The sequence below is a fragment of the Candidatus Eisenbacteria bacterium genome (assembly GCA_018831195.1).
In the GTDB taxonomy this organism is placed as follows: domain Bacteria; phylum Eisenbacteria; class RBG-16-71-46; order CAIMUX01; family JAHJDP01; genus JAHJDP01.
Map to the genome: position 1 here is coordinate 189,371 of JAHJDP010000042.1, position 16,308 is coordinate 205,678.

The 16,308-nt window shown below is 55.4% G+C and carries 12 protein-coding genes; 8 read left to right on the forward strand and 4 right to left on the reverse strand.

The genetic code is table 11. The features are described from left to right. Positions 1–152: 152 nt before the first annotated feature. Positions 153–2,327 (reverse strand): insulinase family protein, encoded by a 2,175-nt coding sequence (locus KJ970_08950; GenBank protein MBU2691044.1) that lies wholly within the window; start codon positions 2,325–2,327, stop codon positions 153–155. 63 nt (positions 2,328–2,390) lie between these two features. Then, entirely contained in the window at positions 2,391–3,923 is a 1,533-nt protein-coding gene (locus KJ970_08955) for an insulinase family protein (GenBank protein MBU2691045.1), read from the reverse strand. Positions 3,924–4,034: 111 nt separating this feature from the next. Between KJ970_08955 and argS the strand changes: the two genes are divergently transcribed. Further along, positions 4,035–6,044 carry an arginine--tRNA ligase gene (gene argS / locus KJ970_08960; protein ID MBU2691046.1) on the forward strand — a complete coding sequence of 670 codons (2,010 nt, stop codon included), beginning with the start codon at positions 4,035–4,037 and terminating at the stop codon, positions 6,042–6,044. Positions 6,045–6,071: 27 nt separating this feature from the next. Here argS and KJ970_08965 read toward each other — a convergent pair whose 3' ends face one another. Both KJ970_08965 and KJ970_08970 read right to left on the reverse strand, forming a co-directional pair. Then, on the reverse strand, positions 6,072–6,641 hold the full coding sequence (locus KJ970_08965; GenBank protein MBU2691047.1) for a hypothetical protein: 570 nt from the start codon (positions 6,639–6,641) through the stop codon (positions 6,072–6,074). A gap of 81 nt (positions 6,642–6,722) precedes the next feature. Continuing rightward, positions 6,723–8,180, reverse strand: coding sequence for a hypothetical protein (locus KJ970_08970; GenBank protein ID MBU2691048.1), 1,458 nt, complete (start codon positions 8,178–8,180; stop codon positions 6,723–6,725). A 481-nt stretch (positions 8,181–8,661) separates the two neighbouring features. Here KJ970_08970 and KJ970_08975 point away from each other — a divergent pair, with 481 nt between their 5' ends. From KJ970_08975 to KJ970_09005, 7 genes are all read left to right on the forward strand, one after another. After that, complete coding sequence (locus KJ970_08975) at positions 8,662–10,278, forward strand: UPF0489 family protein (GenBank protein MBU2691049.1); 1,617 nt, start codon at positions 8,662–8,664, stop codon at positions 10,276–10,278. A 279-nt stretch (positions 10,279–10,557) separates the two neighbouring features. Further along, positions 10,558–11,067 carry a hypothetical protein gene (locus KJ970_08980; GenBank protein MBU2691050.1) on the forward strand — a complete coding sequence of 170 codons (510 nt, stop codon included), beginning with the start codon at positions 10,558–10,560 and terminating at the stop codon, positions 11,065–11,067. Positions 11,068–11,159: 92 nt separating this feature from the next. Beyond that, on the forward strand, positions 11,160–11,546 hold the full coding sequence (locus KJ970_08985; protein ID MBU2691051.1) for a hypothetical protein: 387 nt from the start codon (positions 11,160–11,162) through the stop codon (positions 11,544–11,546). A 209-nt stretch (positions 11,547–11,755) separates the two neighbouring features. Beyond that, positions 11,756–13,420 carry a response regulator gene (locus KJ970_08990; protein ID MBU2691052.1) on the forward strand — a complete coding sequence of 555 codons (1,665 nt, stop codon included), beginning with the start codon at positions 11,756–11,758 and terminating at the stop codon, positions 13,418–13,420. A gap of 8 nt (positions 13,421–13,428) precedes the next feature. Continuing rightward, positions 13,429–14,718, forward strand: a complete 1,290-nt coding sequence (locus KJ970_08995) for a hypothetical protein (protein MBU2691053.1) — start codon at positions 13,429–13,431, stop codon at positions 14,716–14,718. A 1-nt stretch (position 14,719) separates the two neighbouring features. Continuing rightward, the gene (locus KJ970_09000) at positions 14,720–16,033 is read left to right on the forward strand and encodes a glycosyltransferase family 2 protein (protein ID MBU2691054.1); all 1,314 of its coding nucleotides are present in this window, start codon (positions 14,720–14,722) and stop codon (positions 16,031–16,033) included. A gap of 38 nt (positions 16,034–16,071) precedes the next feature. Continuing rightward, entirely contained in the window at positions 16,072–16,299 is a 228-nt protein-coding gene (locus tag KJ970_09005) for a hypothetical protein (protein ID MBU2691055.1), read from the forward strand. Positions 16,300–16,308: the final 9 nt, after the last annotated feature.

Here is a 16,308-nt window from a genome sequence, read left to right on the forward strand (position 1 = left end):
TCTCCACATATATGAGGTTATCGACGAGACGGCGATATTGAGGAGATAGAAAGTTAAATTCCAGAGGCGCGGAGTGGATGGAACCCACAGCGCAAGATCATGGTCTTCGTGGGAGACGATGTTTTTTATGGGATTCTTGAATTAAAAGTGAATCAATCCCCGGTCTCCTGAGATTTCAGATCCTCTGGTTTCTCGAAATGAGACGGATCGATCCCAGGGTTTATTTCCACCTCTTTCATCAACAACCTCATGAGATCTTCTCCGTTATGCCGCACTTCCATGCTTCTGGGGAAGCGAATACCGCCGGTCGGCTCCCAATCAGTGAAGATGGAGGTCGCGGAGACAGGGCCGGTGCGGCTCTGGGCTTTGTAATCCATTCTCTCTATTTGATGATTTTCAGGATTGAGGTAGATGACCCAATCGGCCACCTGCCGGCTGGGGATGTGAACAAGATCATAGTCCGATCCATCGACTGTTTTCCGGCCCAGAGATTGGGCCGTGAGCTGGGAGTGATGCGATAGGAAATAGACCGGATCACGAACAAGATCGGCTTTCATATCCTCGATTTGTGAAAGAGGAAGCGGCCGGTTGCCCATCGGGGTCTCCACCCAGCCTTCATCGCCATCGAGAACCTGGATCATCGCGCCGAAGGGCAGGGTCTGTTCCAGCCGCATTCTATTGGGAAAGATGGTCCAGATCACAGCATCGATTGTAAGGCTGTTCCCGCCCTGCGTGATGGATCCCTGATATGACATCCGTAAAGACGAGATACTTTTAAGGGCCGCGCTTCCGCCGAGAGCCTCCGCCGCGCCTGCCAGTAATCGCTGTCCCTCCGCGAGGGTTTCAGCGGTGGGAACCGGAATGTCGATGGTGGAGGGAGGATCCGGGATGGTCAAATCGATTTCCTTTACAGGGAAACCCAGATTCGACAGGGGTTCGTCGAATCGCTCTTGATCCCCGACAACCAGGATCTGGAATTCATCCGGCCGGATGCGTCTCTTGGCGATATCCCGCAGGTCTTTCACGGTAACGCCCCGCACCGCGTCTTGATATTTCAGCAGAAAATCCGGCGGATAATTGTTAAACTCACAAAACGCCATGCGGTTCAGAACGGAGCTCTCCGATGAGAAATCGAAGACGAGCCCATTGAGGATCCCCTCTTTGGCCGCACGGAGTTCTTCTTCCGTCACGCCCTCTTCTCTGATCTTCCGTATTTCTTCGAGAACAGCTTCCGTCGTCTTGACCGTCGAGTCGATGCGGGTTTCGACACCCGCTCGGAAAATCCCCGGATGATGAAAGGAGACCCCATCATCCGAATGCACCGAATAGGCCAGCCCCATGCGGCTGCGAATTCCGGTGAATAGCCTCGACGAAAATCCCTCCCCGAGGATTCTATTCAGAACCTGCATGGCGGCGTAATCGGGATCATCGGCCCGAAAACTCAAATGGCCCATCGAAATGGAGCTGCTGGTCGTGCCCTCTTTGTGGGCATAGGTGACAAGCGGGGAGGGGGAACCGGGCATCGGTGGATCGGCCGGCCGCGTCCCGTAACGAGGAGACCAGTCGCCCAGAAGATTTTCCATTTTGCTCTTTATCATTTCCAGGGAAAAGTCACCATAAACGGTCATGATCATGCCGTCGGGGCCCAGATAGGATTTGTAAAACTCCATGAGGTCGTTTCTAGAGATGGAGGCAATGGTTGTGTATTCCGTATGCCACCCGTAGGGGGAATTTTCGCCATAGATGATCTTGCGGAATTCCCGGCGAAGGATGGCAGCCGGTTCATCATTGCGTGAAGAGACATCGGTTCTCATTTGCACTTTGCCGAGATCGATTTTGTCCTCAGGGAATATGGGGCGCCTGAGGACATCGGCAAGGATATCAAGACCCTGGTCCAAGTTATCGGTGAGTGTGGAGAGGGACAGCGTTCCGTATGTATCAGCGATTCGAATCTCCAAGCGGGAGCCGGTCGACTCCAAGATCAGATCAAGCTCATCGCCGGGATACTTTTCACTGCCGCCGGATCGCATCACCTCGCCCATCAACCAGGCCAGACCGGCTTTATCTTTCGATTCGTAAATTGAACCGGTGCACAGTTGCGCCTGAATATCGACAAGCGGAAAATCATGATTCTCAAGAAAATAGACAATAATGCCGTTGGAAAGCTCGATGCGCTCGGGCGCCGGCACCTTGATATCGCCCAAGGGGGGAAACTTCATTTTTTTTATGCGCTCTTCCGTTCCCCCGGCGAAAACGGCCGTGGCAACGAGCGCCAGCAGGGATAGCGCGGCGACCGCCGGTCTCCATGGCTCGAACCTTGATAGCATGAGGAACCTCCTTATGGGCGGCGCCGCCATAAGACATTTAATCATTGGACATTTAATCATCGGCTATGATGATTCACCCGGCTCGGGCCGCTTTAGTATGCCAACCGTTCTATTGCGCTTTTTAAAGACTTCTGATGCGACCCTCTGGATATCTCCCGGTGTTATCCCGCTATAATGATCCAAAACATTGAATAACCGCCTTCCGTCGCCGAATTCCGTTTCGAATATCGCGAGTTGGTAGGCCATGCCCCAGTTTGACCTGAGGCGGCGGACAAATCCGGATTTGATGCGGCTGCGGACCTTGTCCAATTCTTCCTGTGTCACGCCGTCCTTCACCAAGCGGTCAATCTCTTGATAAATGGCTTCTTCCACCTCGAGCGGTTTGTGGCCCTCGGCGACGATGGCGAAGATGGAAAACAGATTGGGATATTTGTCCCCGGGTGTGCCGACACTCGCCCCGATACGGCCGACCATCTTGTCTCGTTTGGAGATCGCTTCGTTCAGCCGGCTCGTTCTGCCGGAGCCGAGAATATCGGCCAGCAATTCGTATGTGTACCAATCAGGGTGCCGTTTGGAGGGGATGTGATACTCGATCATGACCACCGGCTGAGCCTCTTCCTCCATGATGACGCGCCGTTCAGCCGCCTGTTCTGGTTCGATGGTGTCGACATAGGGAGGATGGGGGCCCGAAGGGATTTTGGAGAAATATTTCTTGGCCAGTTTTTCGACAGTCTCAAAGTCAACATCGCCTACCAAGGCAATCACCATGTTGTTGGCGATATAGTATGTTTTATAAAATTCCCTTGCATCGTCGCGTGTGAAACTCTCAAGGTCGGAACGATGACCGATAATGCCGTCGCGGTACGGATGGGCAAGGAAGGCGACCGATAAGGTCTCATTGTATAACCGGCCGAGGGGGGTCGATTCGGATCCCCGGCGCCGCTCTTCAATCACGACATCCCGTTCCTTATAAAATTCCCGCAGAACTGGGTTCGCGAACCGGTCGCTTTCCAATAGGGCCCAAAATTCCAGTTTATTCGACGGCAGGCTGTAGAAATAGCCGGTCATATCGGTTCCGGTAAAGGCATTGAGACCGCGGCCGCCATATTCCTCAATCAGTTCGGGAAAGCGGTTCGTCGTGACATAACGGCCCGCCTCTTCCCTGGCCTCTTTAAAGGCGGCATCCAGATCCTCGAGGCGTTCGGGATCGGCAAGAATTCCCTTGCGATGTTCCGAGAGCCAGGCGTCAAAAGCCTCATCCGTTTTCTGCATGGCTTGCATCTCGGCCTTGAAGTCGGTGGCCCCCAGGCTCGTTGTGCCCTTGAACGCCATATGCTCGAACATATGGGCCAAGCCGGTATTCCCGCCGCTTTCATCAACGCCTCCGACATTAACCAGTGTGAAAAATGTGAAGACCGGGGCGTCGTGCCGTTCGAGGACCAGAAAACGAAGGCCGTTCTCCAGTTCGAATCGCTGAACTTGCCCGGCCAGTTCCTCAAATGAGGAATCAGCGGCTGTTGATGAAAGGGGACCCACAAGCCCAATGACGAGAAGGGCCGGCAGGCAACTTTTCAGGATTCTTTCTCTGACCTTCATCCCAACCTCCTTCAGCTGTGGACACGGCCGATCTCCCAGAGTGTCAGCATCCCGGGGTAGGGTCAAATGGGATGGCTTTCTTTCCCGATCCATCTCGCGTATTCTGCCCGCATGTCTAAAATCCAGAAATTATCCGAGCCGCGGCACCCGGTGGAACGCTTTTACCAGGCCATTATCGCAGCGCTTCTGGCGCCGCTGGCGCTCCCATCCGGCTGGCTGGAAAGCCTGGATCCTCCTTTAGAGCCGGTCACTCCGCCGAAACCGGAGATGGGTGATCTCGCCCTGCCCTGTTTCCCCCTGGCCAAATCGCTGAAGAGAGCTCCGGCCGAGATCGCGGCGACGATTGCGGCGGCCCATCCCACCGGGATCCCCGCTGACCGGATGGCTTCGCTTATGGGGCGCCCTTCAGCTCCCGGTCTAACCGGGATCGCGGCGGCGGGCCCCTATGTCAATTTCAAGCTCGACACGGGTGGGTTGGTTTCCTGGCTGTTACCGATGATCTTGGAAGGGGAGGCGCCCTATGGCGCTCCACTGCCCCCCACCGGGCGCAAAATTGTCTTGGAGTATTCGGGACCCAACACAAACAAACCGCTTCACCTCGGGCATGTCAGGAACAATGTTCTGGGGATGAGTCTCAGCAATATCCTCGCAGCGACGGGCGAGAATGTCGTTCGGGTGAACATTGTCAATGACCGGGGCATTCACATCTGCAAATCAATGATCTCCTACCGGCGCTGGGGAAAGGGTCTGACACCGCAGGATGAGAAGATAAAGCCGGATCACTTTGTCGGCAATCTTTATGTCCTCTTCGATCAAAAACTAAAAGGGGAACGGGCCGAGTGGGAGAAAAACCATCAGTCCTCTGCATCGGCGGCGGATGAAGCGGCCGATGAGTGGCGCAGTGACGCCGAAGCGGCGGAGGATGAATTTTTGGCGCAATCATCTTTAATGCATGAGGCGCGGGAATGTCTCCGGGCTTGGGAAGCGGAGGACCCCGAAACGCGCCGTCTGTGGAAGAGAATGAACGATTGGGTCTACGAGGGCTTCCGCGAGACGTACAAACGGATGGGTTGCACTTTCGAAAACTGGTATCGTGAGAGTGAAACGTATAAGCTGGGGAAGGAGGTCGTCGATAAGGGCCTCGAACAGGGCGTTTTCTACCGCAAATCCGACGGATCGGTTTGGGCTCGGCTGGAATCCGAGGGATTGGACGATAAGTTGCTGCTGCGATCCGACGGGACCAGCATCTATATCACCCAGGATCTGGGCACGGCGGTGAAGCGTTATGAAGACGAGCAGATGGATCGTTCCCTCTATGTCGTAGGGAGTGAACAAGTCCATCATTTCAAAACTCTTTTCGCTATCTTAAAGATCTTGGGATATCCCTGGGCCGGCGGCTGCCACCATGTGCGCTATGGTCTTATCAATCTTCCCCGGGGCATGGGAAAACTAAAATCGCGTGAAGGCCGCCGGGTCGACGCCGATACCCTTCTCGATCAATTGCGTGACATGGCGGTGGAGAAAATTGAAAGCGCAATAGAAGAAGGGAAAATGGATCGCAGCGAGGTCGGCGATTTGCTCGAAGCGGCGGAAAGGGTTGGACAGGCGGCGCTGAAGTTATATCTCCTGCAAGTGAGCGCCGACAAGAATATTGTTTACGATCCCGATGCGACGCTGCAATTCGCCGGGGATACCGGACCCGCCATTCAATACAGCCATGCAAGGATCCACGGCATTTTGCGCAAGGGGATCGCGCAGGGTCTGGTTTCTGAAGAGGATCTTGATCGCGAGAGCACGAACGGCTTCGCCTCCATACGGGTCCGCGGTGATGCGGTGAATCCGGCCTTGCTTACCGATCCCCATGAACGAGCCCTGCTCATGCAACTCATGGCTTATCCGGCCGCCATCGATCTGGCGGCGCGGACCCTCTCTCCCTCGCCGGTAGCGAATTATCTGCTGGAGCTTACAAAAATGTTCGCCCGCTTCTATCACAATTGCCCTGTGCTGAAGGCCGACACAAAAGAGCTGGTGCTGACGCGACTGCAGTTATGTCTGGCGACGGCCGGTCTCTTGAGGCGGGGGCTGGCCCTCTTGACGGTGGAGGCGCCGGAGCGGATGTAGCGGGTCTTTCCGCCCGCTGGTCCTCGTTTAACCTGCTCCCAACAATTCCAGCGCCATCTTCACGATCTCGCCCGGGTCGGACATCCGGCCCCGGCCGCCGCCTTCCCAATGCGCGGCCAGCTTCCCTTCAACGGGCCCGATAAAATGAATCCCCCTTTTTGTTAAAGCCGCTTCGTTTTCCTGGACGATCCGGCTTTCGTACATCGCGGGATTCATGGCGGGGGCGATCAGGATCGGGGCGCGTGTCGCCATGGCGATGACCGAGACAAGGTCATCCGCCAGGCCGTGGGTTATCTTCCCAATGACATTGGCGGTGCAGGGGGCGATAAGGTATAGGGCGGCCGACTGGGCCAATTCGATGTGGGGAACCTGCCGCGGCTCCGGCGGATCGAACATATCCACCAGGGGCGGAATTCCCGTGAGGGCGTGAAATGTCAGAGGCGTGATAAACCGGGCGCCCGACTCGGTCAGGATGACCTGAACACGAAGGTCGTGCTCCATCAAACCTCTGGCAATATCACAAGCCTTGAAAGCGGCGATGCTTCCCGTCACACCGAGAAGAACCAAGGGCCGGGGATCGGAATGTGGATCCGTCATGGCGTTTCCCTCCCTCCGGGCCTGTCAGCCTCTCGCTGTCTGCATCTCGGATGAGGTCTATCGGCCCGTCTGCCGGTCTGATCAATCCCGATTTTCATCGGGCGGCGTCACGGGAGCATCGACGGGGCCGACTTTGGATTGGGTCCCGCCTCCCGTTCCGCCGGCGTTGTCATGATTCTCCAGCTCATCATGCGTTGACCGGTGATTCCGCTTTTCTCGAGGCCGGAAACGCGCGCCGGTTCGCACGGATGTCTTGCGGCGGTGATGAATACCGCCTTCCGAAGGGTTCTGTGTGCGTTCCTGCCCATCCGGCTTGAACCAACCCAAGGCGCTGATCACATCCTTTGGATTCGGCGAAAGTACATTTTGCGGAGGACCCGTTTCCTCACGATAGACTCTCGGGGCGTCATTCTCTTCGAGCGGCCCCGCGGCGACGGGTTCAATGCGGTCTTCATATCCGTTCCGTTGCCGGGGTGGCGGTGAAACAGGTGAGGGTATCGCTCGCGATGAGTCCCGGGTTGAGTCGCGGCTCTCAGTTAAAGGAGGGCGGCTCTCGACGATCGGGCGCTCCTCAAGATGTTCAGGCGGAGCCTCCCGGTCGAGACGGAAATCCCGATTCCTTGTTTCGGAGGAGCGTGGCGTCTGTCTCCGATGATCTGAGGAGTGGGAGTTTCTATCATTATTAAATGAGCGCGAGGATTCTTGTTGTGGCTCTCCTCGCCGCGATGACCTGTAGGGTTTCGGCTGATCAACCGATGGTGTCTCGTTCCAGCTCCGGTCTAAAGCTTCCGGAGCCCCGGTTTGTGGACCCGCGGCCGCTTGGTCACCATCCGACGGACGGCTTCTTCTCCTGGTGCTTGTCCGTCGCCGGCTACTCGATCGACGGGGGGAGGACTGGGCCTCGGAAGGGCTGTCCATCGCCGGCGGGGGGGAGGGCCTTCGATCCCGGCCCGGCGAGCGCCGGGTGTCGGACCGGCCCCTGGATGATCCGTGATCACGGGATGAACTACCGCGGTCGCGTGAAGAGGATCCGCGGCCACGGGATGAGCCATAGCGTTCTCGCGATGATGAGCTGCTCCGCCGCCCCCGTGTCGAGGGTCTTTCCTCTTGTCCGGGCTTGGTGTGTGATGAACCGGTGGGTAGCGTCAGCTTGCTTATGGTGTTGGGGCTGTAGATGGCGACCCATCCGATGACACCCAGAATCAGGCCGCGGGCCCCGTCGATCATGAGAAAGATCGGCATTTGGAAACGAAGCCACATGACGACCGATGAGGCCACCAGCCAGATGGCAAAGCTCAATCCGATCCGGTATCCATCTTCATTTTCTTGCCGGATCCATAGGATGGCTTGTACTTGAAGATAGGAGAAGAAAAGCAGGACGAGACCAAGAAGAAATCCCATCATCTGGGCGGTGCCGCCGAGGGTGCTTCCGTTGAGAAAGAACGAGGTGAAGCTACTCCAACCAGCTATCGCCCAGATACCAAGTGCTGCGTCAACCAGGCCCGAAATGGCCAGGAGTACCAAAAATATAGTGATCATTGACATGCTCCTTACAACGAGCGTGTCGCCGTGAAACGGTTCGCCGACCTGTCGGCGCTCTATCCGTTGATCGGGGCCCGAAGATATGGTGAACCGACAAACTACCGGAACTTGGCATCGGTGGGCTCACCGGCGTGAGGTTTGGTTGGGCTGGAGCCTTTAGGGCTGGGAGGGTGGCGTTCGGCGCGGTTGCGATACAGCTAAACACCCTAATCCTCTCTACCAGAATACCTTGCCACGCGGTTTCCGCGGCGGTCCTCTCCGTAACCTGCTACCCAGGCCCGGGGACCCTGGCCGCTATCGGGCCGGAAATCCTTATAAGTCTCGGCGGCACATCGAGTTTCGTGTTTATCCAATCCTTTGATTGGCGCCGTGTGGGACAGTTTCTGTCCTGGTCACACTGTAGGCGAGTTGGACCTAAGTGTCAACGTGACCGATTTGGCTCCTGTAGCGGCCTTTGCTTCTGGGTTAGAATTTCATCATGAATCGATGGCGATATAGGGTCCCCCTCCCGATGGGGTCCTGCCGGCGCCGCCTGGGTCTGTTGGTCATTCTCATGGCCGGATGCTCTACTTGTGCTCCTCAGACAGAGATTGAAACCCTCACTCTGGCGGATGGGAATGTGACGATCCAGAAAGAGGGCTCTTTCTATACTTTTCGCAGGAATCAGTGGTCTTTTTATTCCTGGATCCATGGAGCGACAAATACCCATCATCCGAGGGATGAGATTCAAGGAACCACCCCGCCCGTTCTGATTCATTTTGATGCCCACAGCGATATGCATCCCGCTCCCAGCTGCGCTGAGCCGGAAAGCCTTCGGGCGGGATCTCTCCCGTCTGCGGAGCGGTACACCATCCGGCTTTCGATTTCGAATTTCATTCTTCCGACCCTCTACTATGGAGTTGTTCGTGAGGTTTATTGGGTCCAACCGCCTATCTCAGCCTACCAGGGCGGGATGGAGACCGTCCCCTTTGATTTGGAGGAAAGGGACGGCTGGATACGGATTGTCCCCAAACCGGGGGCGCAGCCCCTCGATACGGCCGCTTGGAGCATCCGTTCCTATCGCGGAGAGAGTGTTCCGCGCAACCTGGATGTCGCCGTTGCGGCGGGGATGGCGGCGGAGGACTGGGCGGCGGGCCCGTATACCCTGCATTGTCTGAGCTTTGAACAGCTGATCGCCCTTGAGAAGGAGGGGCGTTTTGATGGAATCGAGACGGTGTTCGATCTCGATCTCGACTATTTTGGGACGAGCGGTTCCTTGCGGGGCTATGGCTATCTGGCTTTCACAAAGGGAAGCCATATCGCCCTGGGCGCCTTGGGTGGAACACTGCCTGTCTTCTATCGTTCTCTGAAGGATTTGGAAAGCGAAGCGGGGATCCTTCGGGATTTCATACGCCGCCTCTCCCCCCAGGTCGTCGCCATGGCCGAGTCTCCCGATCATGCCCACCGGGGGATGATCCCCAGTTTGGAGGGATGGATCGAAACAGATCTCTTGCCGGGCCGGCGGGAACGGCCCCTCCTCGGCCTTGTCTCACTTCGGACCGGGGAATCCCTTACGGATCTCTCACCCGATTGTCCCGTCTCCGTCAATTTAAAAGGGGCGGCGTCCTTCACGGTGGATCTGTCCCGGGGGCCGGAGGTGGGGGAGGCCCTGGAGATGGCGCTCTATCACAATCCCCACTCTTCCGACGATCAACTCGTCTGGAGGAAGGATTTGGCGGCCGGAGCCTCCTCGGTTGAATGCCCGCTCGCCGCTTTCTTCTCCAACGGCCCTGAACCCCTCGGTGCGGGATGGGATCTTGAAATCCGGCAGAAGGCCACCGGATTTCTTCTTTGGAGCTCCGAGTTTTGTCTTGATGATGACGGATGGCTGCTGCGCTCGACCCTGGAGGATCTTGTTCAATCGGGGCGTCTGGTGGAAGACAATCCGGCGCATTATATATCCATGGCGCCCTCCAGGATTATTGCAGAGGGACGGCGGAACGGCCTGAATCGAAATGAGATTCATCGCCTTCTGCTGGCTCATCCCGGGGTGTGGGAGCATCAGTGCCGGAATTTACAATCCTTCCGTGAACAAGGTGGCTTGGTGGGGAGGTAGACCGGGACTTCAAATCTTCAAATTCTTGACACCCCCCACGCGCCCGACCATAATTCGGTTACCTTGGCTGGTCGGGTAAGCCTTCTCACATGGCACTGCACGACCGATTGACATTCTGCGCGCTTCAAGAGGCGATCTCCCCTTCCTGCTCCGGACGGGGTCAAGGTAGAAGGACTCCCCTTCGCCGCCTTCAGGCATACCCTACGCCGATATGGATCCTTCCATCCACGCCGTCGCACAAGACCCGTGCTCTTCATCCGGTGATACAAGGAGGCAAGCATGCAGATTTCCGGGCATAGATTCGGATTTCTTGTGGCGGTCAATAGCATCGTCTTTGTCGGATTGTCGATGCTTCTCCTGGGATCTCTGTTCCAGATGACAAGATCCGATCAATCGATGCGACTGGGGCTGCTCTGTCTTGTTATGATCTCTTTCTTCGGTCTCATCGGGCTGGTGCAGAGCAGGCTCCCGGCCATAAAAATGACGAGGGAAGGCCGGCAAAGCAGTGTGGAGCGCTCCATCAACAGGGTGCGGACGACAATCGGAATTTGGATGAATTCCTCACAGAAGACACCCAAAGCGGTCGCCGCCGATATAAATTTATTGATCAAAGAAGAACCGAAGCTTCCAATTCAGATAAGAGAACTTCTTCTTCGCGTGAGAGAGGAGGGCGATAAGCTTGAGGAGGAGATTATGAGGGAAGTCATCTACTGGGATCGATCAACAAACAAAGTTTCCTCGAGGGCCAGGGAAGAACTTGATACCTATTTGAGGGAGGCGGCTTTGTAGGGCTCCTGGCGCCGCCGCCCCGATAATACAATTGGTATGGGAGAGTGTCATGCGCATCGCTCTCTCATTCCCATCATTGCAGAGAGGTGATCATGGCGAGCTTTTGTACAACGATAAACTGCATGGACGGCAGAGTTCAGCTGCCGGTTATTCATTATCTCAAAGAGAGATTTGGTGCCGATTATATCGATTCGATAACGGAACCGGGTCCCGTACGGATCCTCGCTGAGCAGACAAAAACCCTCCTGATAGAGTCGATCTTCGCAAGATTGACGATATCGGTCGAGAGCCACAAATCCAGGGCGGTGGCGGTGGTCGGGCATCATGATTGTGCCGGCAATCCCGCGCCGAAAGAGGAACAACTCGAGCAGATTGCACAGTCTATCCGATTCATCAAACAACGATTCAATTCCATCCAGGTCATCGGTCTCTGGGTGGATGAGAATTGGGACGTGATGGAATGGAGGCCCTCCAAATAGGACGGATCCTATCAGGGCAGAGTTAATCCCACCAAACAGCTATCTTTACCTTTCGATGATCGGCTGATTTTGGCCTGCTGTCATAACTCTATTTCTATCAGCCAGTTAAAGTGTCTGTCGCCGCCGGTGTTTTTCTTGCTTTTGCTCCAGAAGGGCCCCGGATTGCCGATACCTGATATATCCGTCTGTATCTGACACTTGGGGGAATTATGAACGAGGTCTTTCAAACGCATCTTTCATTCCTGGATGACCATATTGGCGGCTTCCTCAGCGGGAAAGCCTACCTTGCCTTTGGTGAGGGGGGATCAGGGAAATCCATCATGGGACTCCAGTACGCGCTCGGCGCCGTCAAAAACGGCGAGGCGGCGGTTTATATGGTCATGGAAAGACCCGCTGATCTCATCGCACAGGGCATGAGCCTCGGTCTTGGTCTCGATCCTGCTGTTAAGAGTGGGCGACTTATCTTTCTTGAGTATGACAGGGATGTGACAAGCCGGATCATGCGATTCGGCTGGAAGCCCTTCCTTGAACAACTGGAACCCCTTCGTCAGGAAGGGGAGATCCGGCGGATTGTTTTTGATCCTATCCATCCTCTTTTCGCCGGAACGACCGAAGAAGGGCGACTACGCTACGATCTCCGCTATTTAGTGGAGACATTACAGGAATGGAATTGGACACCGCTATTCCTGAATGATCGAGGAGCGACGCAGGGCCATCCGTCATTTTATCGGGTTTTTACGGAAGTCTGCTACGGTGTCTTTGAGCTGCAAGACGAGATTGAGAATCTTGAATCGAACAAATACCTCTTCATTCACAATATCAGGCAGTCATCAGATCGGATGCGGAAAATCCCCTTTCAGATTGTGGCGGACAGGGGAATTGTTGAACGATCCATCAGCAGGCCTGATGTGATTGAGATTCCGGTGGCTGTTCAGGGAAAGGAAGAGGAAGAACCGGCTATGCCGACCGTGCTCTTCGCTGACGATGATCCATTTGTCCGATCCATTCTCAAGAAGGCGCTGCGGAAGGAGTTTAACATTATATTGGCGGAGGACGGCGCCGAAGCCGTGACATTCGCGTTGAGTGAAAAACCGGATGTCGTTGTGCTTGATGTGGAAATGCCGCGATTTTCAGGATTTGAAGTCTGCCGCACTTTGCGAGCGAGAGGATTTGATCGCGCGATCATCTTCATCTCCGCCGCCGGAAGCCAGGAAGAACGGGTCAAAGGGTTATCTCTGGGAGCCAACGATTTTATCACAAAACCGTTTGATTTGCTGGTGGTCCAAGAAAAGATCCGCAATGCAAGCCGTATCCGGGTGACCAGCGCCGGCCCGCGGCAGCAGAATATTCCATTGGAAACCTTGTTGGATACGGCCCACGGAACCCGGTTGTCAGGCGCCGAATTCAGAATGAGATTAGCCAGAGCTTGTGAAGGTATCGAGAAATTCGATGTCCCGATCGGCATTGTTCAATTAAATTGGGATGCGGAACAGCTGGGTGAAGATGCCGTACAAAGAATCCATTCGGATCTTGAAAACTGGAGCCGGCCCGAGGATCTCATGACCTTTAATGATCATAATGAAGCCCTTGTCGTCCTCAATGCCGAGGGCCGCAGCGGGACAATAGCCTATATACGGAAACTTCGCCGGTTTTGGGTGCAAAATCTCGGTCCAGAGAACGCGGCCGGGTTCCTAAGCCAAATCAAGGTCTCCTTCGGTATTGTACAATCTACCGGGAAGAAAGCGCTCACACCCAAAAGGGCGCTGGCTTTTGTGGAGAATCAACAGGCTAATCTTTATGGCGATCCAATGTTCCAACGATCCTCTGATGGGGAATCCGGGGATTCTTCAACGTCGACCGGAACCGATGGATGAGGGGATTGATGAAGCCTCTGATGCGCGCATCCTTGATCCTGTTCTTCTGGATCTCCGTTTTTTCCGGCGCCTCGGGGTATCCATTGCCGGCCAATATGGCGGCAGGCGACAGCCTTCTGGCGGCGGCCCGGGAAGCCCTTTGGAGCGGCGATGAAAAGGGAGCGGTTTCAGACTTCAAGGCCTACTTAACGATCCGGCCCCAGGATCATTCCGCCCGTTTTGATCTGGCGAACGCGCTGGCCTGGTCGGGGAACCCCAATCAGGCTGTCCCATTATATGATGAACTCCTCAAGGGAAGCCCCCAGGATACGTCCTACATCAGGGCGCGGGCCAATGCGCTCCATTGGGCCGGGCGGAATGAAGAAGCGATGCTGGAATTGTGCTCTCTGCTGTCTGTGATGGGTGAGGATCCGGAATCGAGTCCGCAAATCCGCCGGATCCGAAGGCTTTTGGATCCGGAGAGAACCGGCGAAACAGAGTACTTTCATGATTCCGGCGGGATGACGGCGGTGCGTACGCAATGGGTCCATCAAGTGATCGGATCGGTCATGCGGAATATATCGATGGATGCCGCATTGGAGTGGATCTCCGACGGCGACAACGAATTCACGGGCACCGAGCTTGTCGCCGGCGTGACGCATGTATTTTCCGGGGGCCATACACTAAGAAGCCGGACAGGCGGTGTGTTTTATAATGACGATGGATCAGAGCCGAGAATCGACCTGCGTTTTCTTTCACGCCCTGTGTCAAGGCTCACAACCAATGTGCAGTTGAACTATCGCGATCGAGCGTACGAACTCAAAAGCTATAGAGCCCACCGGCAATCAGTGCGCGGGTGGGAGGGGCTTCTCTCATCTTATATGAGCTTTCCCGGAGACCGAGGCATTTTCGCACAGATTCGCGCGGGCCGGTATGATGATCGAAATATTGTGCGATCGATGGATCTCTCTCTTGAAGTTCCAATCCACAAAACGTTCTTGTTGGTCGGGTCGGCATATGGAATCGACTATCAAAACATCTCGGAGAATTACTGGTCCCCCGAGAAGGAATGGAATCTCGCGGCAAAACTGATAAAGCAGTTATCATTGTCTCAGTCCTCTTCCTTGAAATTGGCGCTATGGGGCGGCGGTATCGGAAATGAATATGGCCGGGGCCGCATGACCGGCGCGAGTGCGGAGTTATCGCTTAGACCCGCAACAAGGCTGGAGATCTTCGGGTCGGCTGAATATCATTCTTCGCGCCGTGAAACGACGTATCTGTGGCGGGTCTTTACTTTTGCCCTGCGATGGAGCCCATAATATGCTCAAGAGGACGACAAGCTATTTCGCCCTGTTTATCTTTCTGGCCGCCTTTTTATCTTTGGCCGGTTACCTCATTTTTGCACTCGTTTTTAAAGAGCCCCTTCCGGTTATGCCGATCCTCATTCGCGGCGCCGGAGGATTCTTCTTCGGTTTCATGTGCCTGCTGCTGCTGCGTTATCTTTTCTTGATGTGGTTTGCCTATCTGGACCAGGTGGAGGGCTCCTTGGAGAAAACGCCGGAATCGACACCCGGCGTCAGTATTATTGTACCAGCCTTCAACGAGGGGGCCGGAATCGAGGCGGCTATCCGCTCGCTGCTGGAACTCGATTACCCGACCTATGAGATTATCGTGGTGGATGACGGCTCAACGGATGATACGTATCAGAGAGCCCAATCGATGGAGGGGCGGTATTCCGGGGTGCGCATCCGCGTTTTACACAAGCGAAACGGGGGCAAGGCGAGCGCATTGAATCTCGGTATCGCGGCGGCAGATGAAGAATTGATTCTCTGTGTTGATGGCGATTCCAAGTTGGCGCCCGGCAGTCTTAGATCGGCGATGATCCATTTCGCTGATCCGGATGTAGGGGCGGTGGCTGGAAATGTTAAAGTGGTCAACCGGCGCAATATGATTACTCGTCTGCAGGCTTTGGAATATATCGAAGGTTTGAATATGGTCCGGAGGGCGCAGGCCTTCTTCCGGTCGGTGAATATCATTCCAGGGCCTTTCGGGATCTTTCGGCGGCGGGTGATACTCGAGGCGGGCGGCTATACGACCGACACATTCGCCGAGGATTGCGATATTACCCTGAAGATTCTTGAGCGCGGCTGGAAGATCCGCTATGAGCCGCATGCCATTGCTTTCACTGAAGCGCCGGAGAACATGCAGGACCTCATCAAGCAGCGTTACCGCTGGACAAGAGGGGTGCTGCAGGCTCTCAAAAAGCGCTGGGCAGCGGCCTTGAGCTTTAGAAATAGAGGACTTTCCTTTGCGGTTCTGTACCTCTCATTCGAAGGATTGATCTGGCCTGCGGTCAATGTCGCGGCGCATCTCTTCCTCATCTATGTGACGGGATTATACGGAGGCGGGGCGCTCCTCGTTCTATGGTGGGCGCAACTCACGGTATTGGATCTGGTGGCGGCGCTCTACTGCATTGTTGTAGAGGAGGAGCGGTTGTCGCTGATTCCCTACGCCATCGTATACCGGCTTTTCTTTGCTTTAGCCTTGGATATCTGCAAACTCGCCGCCTCGGTGGAGGAACTCTTCGCGGTTGAGATGAGCTGGGGGAAGGTCGAACGCCGGGGACGAATCTAACAGGGCGTCAAGTCCTTTAGATTCATGGAGGATGTACAATGAGTCTCATTCCTTTCTTTTCAACGGTGATCCTGGTGGCGACTATCGCCTCGATCATCCTCGCGATAGCGTCTTACCTTGCCTACAAGGCGAGGGAGCGGAGAAATCCGAATAGGGAATTTAATGAAGCGGAGAGGCGCGAAGCCGTCTTTTTCCACCGGTACGTGCCGACGCAGATTCAAGCCACTGGGACCGATGATGAGCCGATGGAGACGCCGGATATTTGAGGACCTTTA

Bases quoted from the DNA above. Each gene is read 5' to 3' on its own strand.
- KJ970_08950 (MBU2691044.1), bottom strand. From the start codon at position 2,327: ATGCTATCAAGGTTCGAGCCATGGAGACCGGCGGTCGCCGCGCTATCC.
- KJ970_08955 (MBU2691045.1), bottom strand. From the start codon at position 3,923: ATGAAGGTCAGAGAAAGAATCCTGAAAAGTTGCCTGCCGGCCCTTCTC.
- argS (MBU2691046.1), top strand. From the start codon at position 4,035: ATGTCTAAAATCCAGAAATTATCCGAGCCGCGGCACCCGGTGGAACGC.
- KJ970_08965 (MBU2691047.1), bottom strand. From the start codon at position 6,641: ATGACGGATCCACATTCCGATCCCCGGCCCTTGGTTCTTCTCGGTGTG.
- KJ970_08970 (MBU2691048.1), bottom strand. From the start codon at position 8,180: ATGATCACTATATTTTTGGTACTCCTGGCCATTTCGGGCCTGGTTGAC.
- KJ970_08975 (MBU2691049.1), top strand. From the start codon at position 8,662: ATGAATCGATGGCGATATAGGGTCCCCCTCCCGATGGGGTCCTGCCGG.
- KJ970_08980 (MBU2691050.1), top strand. From the start codon at position 10,558: ATGCAGATTTCCGGGCATAGATTCGGATTTCTTGTGGCGGTCAATAGC.
- KJ970_08985 (MBU2691051.1), top strand. From the start codon at position 11,160: ATGGCGAGCTTTTGTACAACGATAAACTGCATGGACGGCAGAGTTCAG.
- KJ970_08990 (MBU2691052.1), top strand. From the start codon at position 11,756: ATGAACGAGGTCTTTCAAACGCATCTTTCATTCCTGGATGACCATATT.
- KJ970_08995 (MBU2691053.1), top strand. From the start codon at position 13,429: ATGAAGCCTCTGATGCGCGCATCCTTGATCCTGTTCTTCTGGATCTCC.
- KJ970_09000 (MBU2691054.1), top strand. From the start codon at position 14,720: ATGCTCAAGAGGACGACAAGCTATTTCGCCCTGTTTATCTTTCTGGCC.
- KJ970_09005 (MBU2691055.1), top strand. From the start codon at position 16,072: ATGAGTCTCATTCCTTTCTTTTCAACGGTGATCCTGGTGGCGACTATC.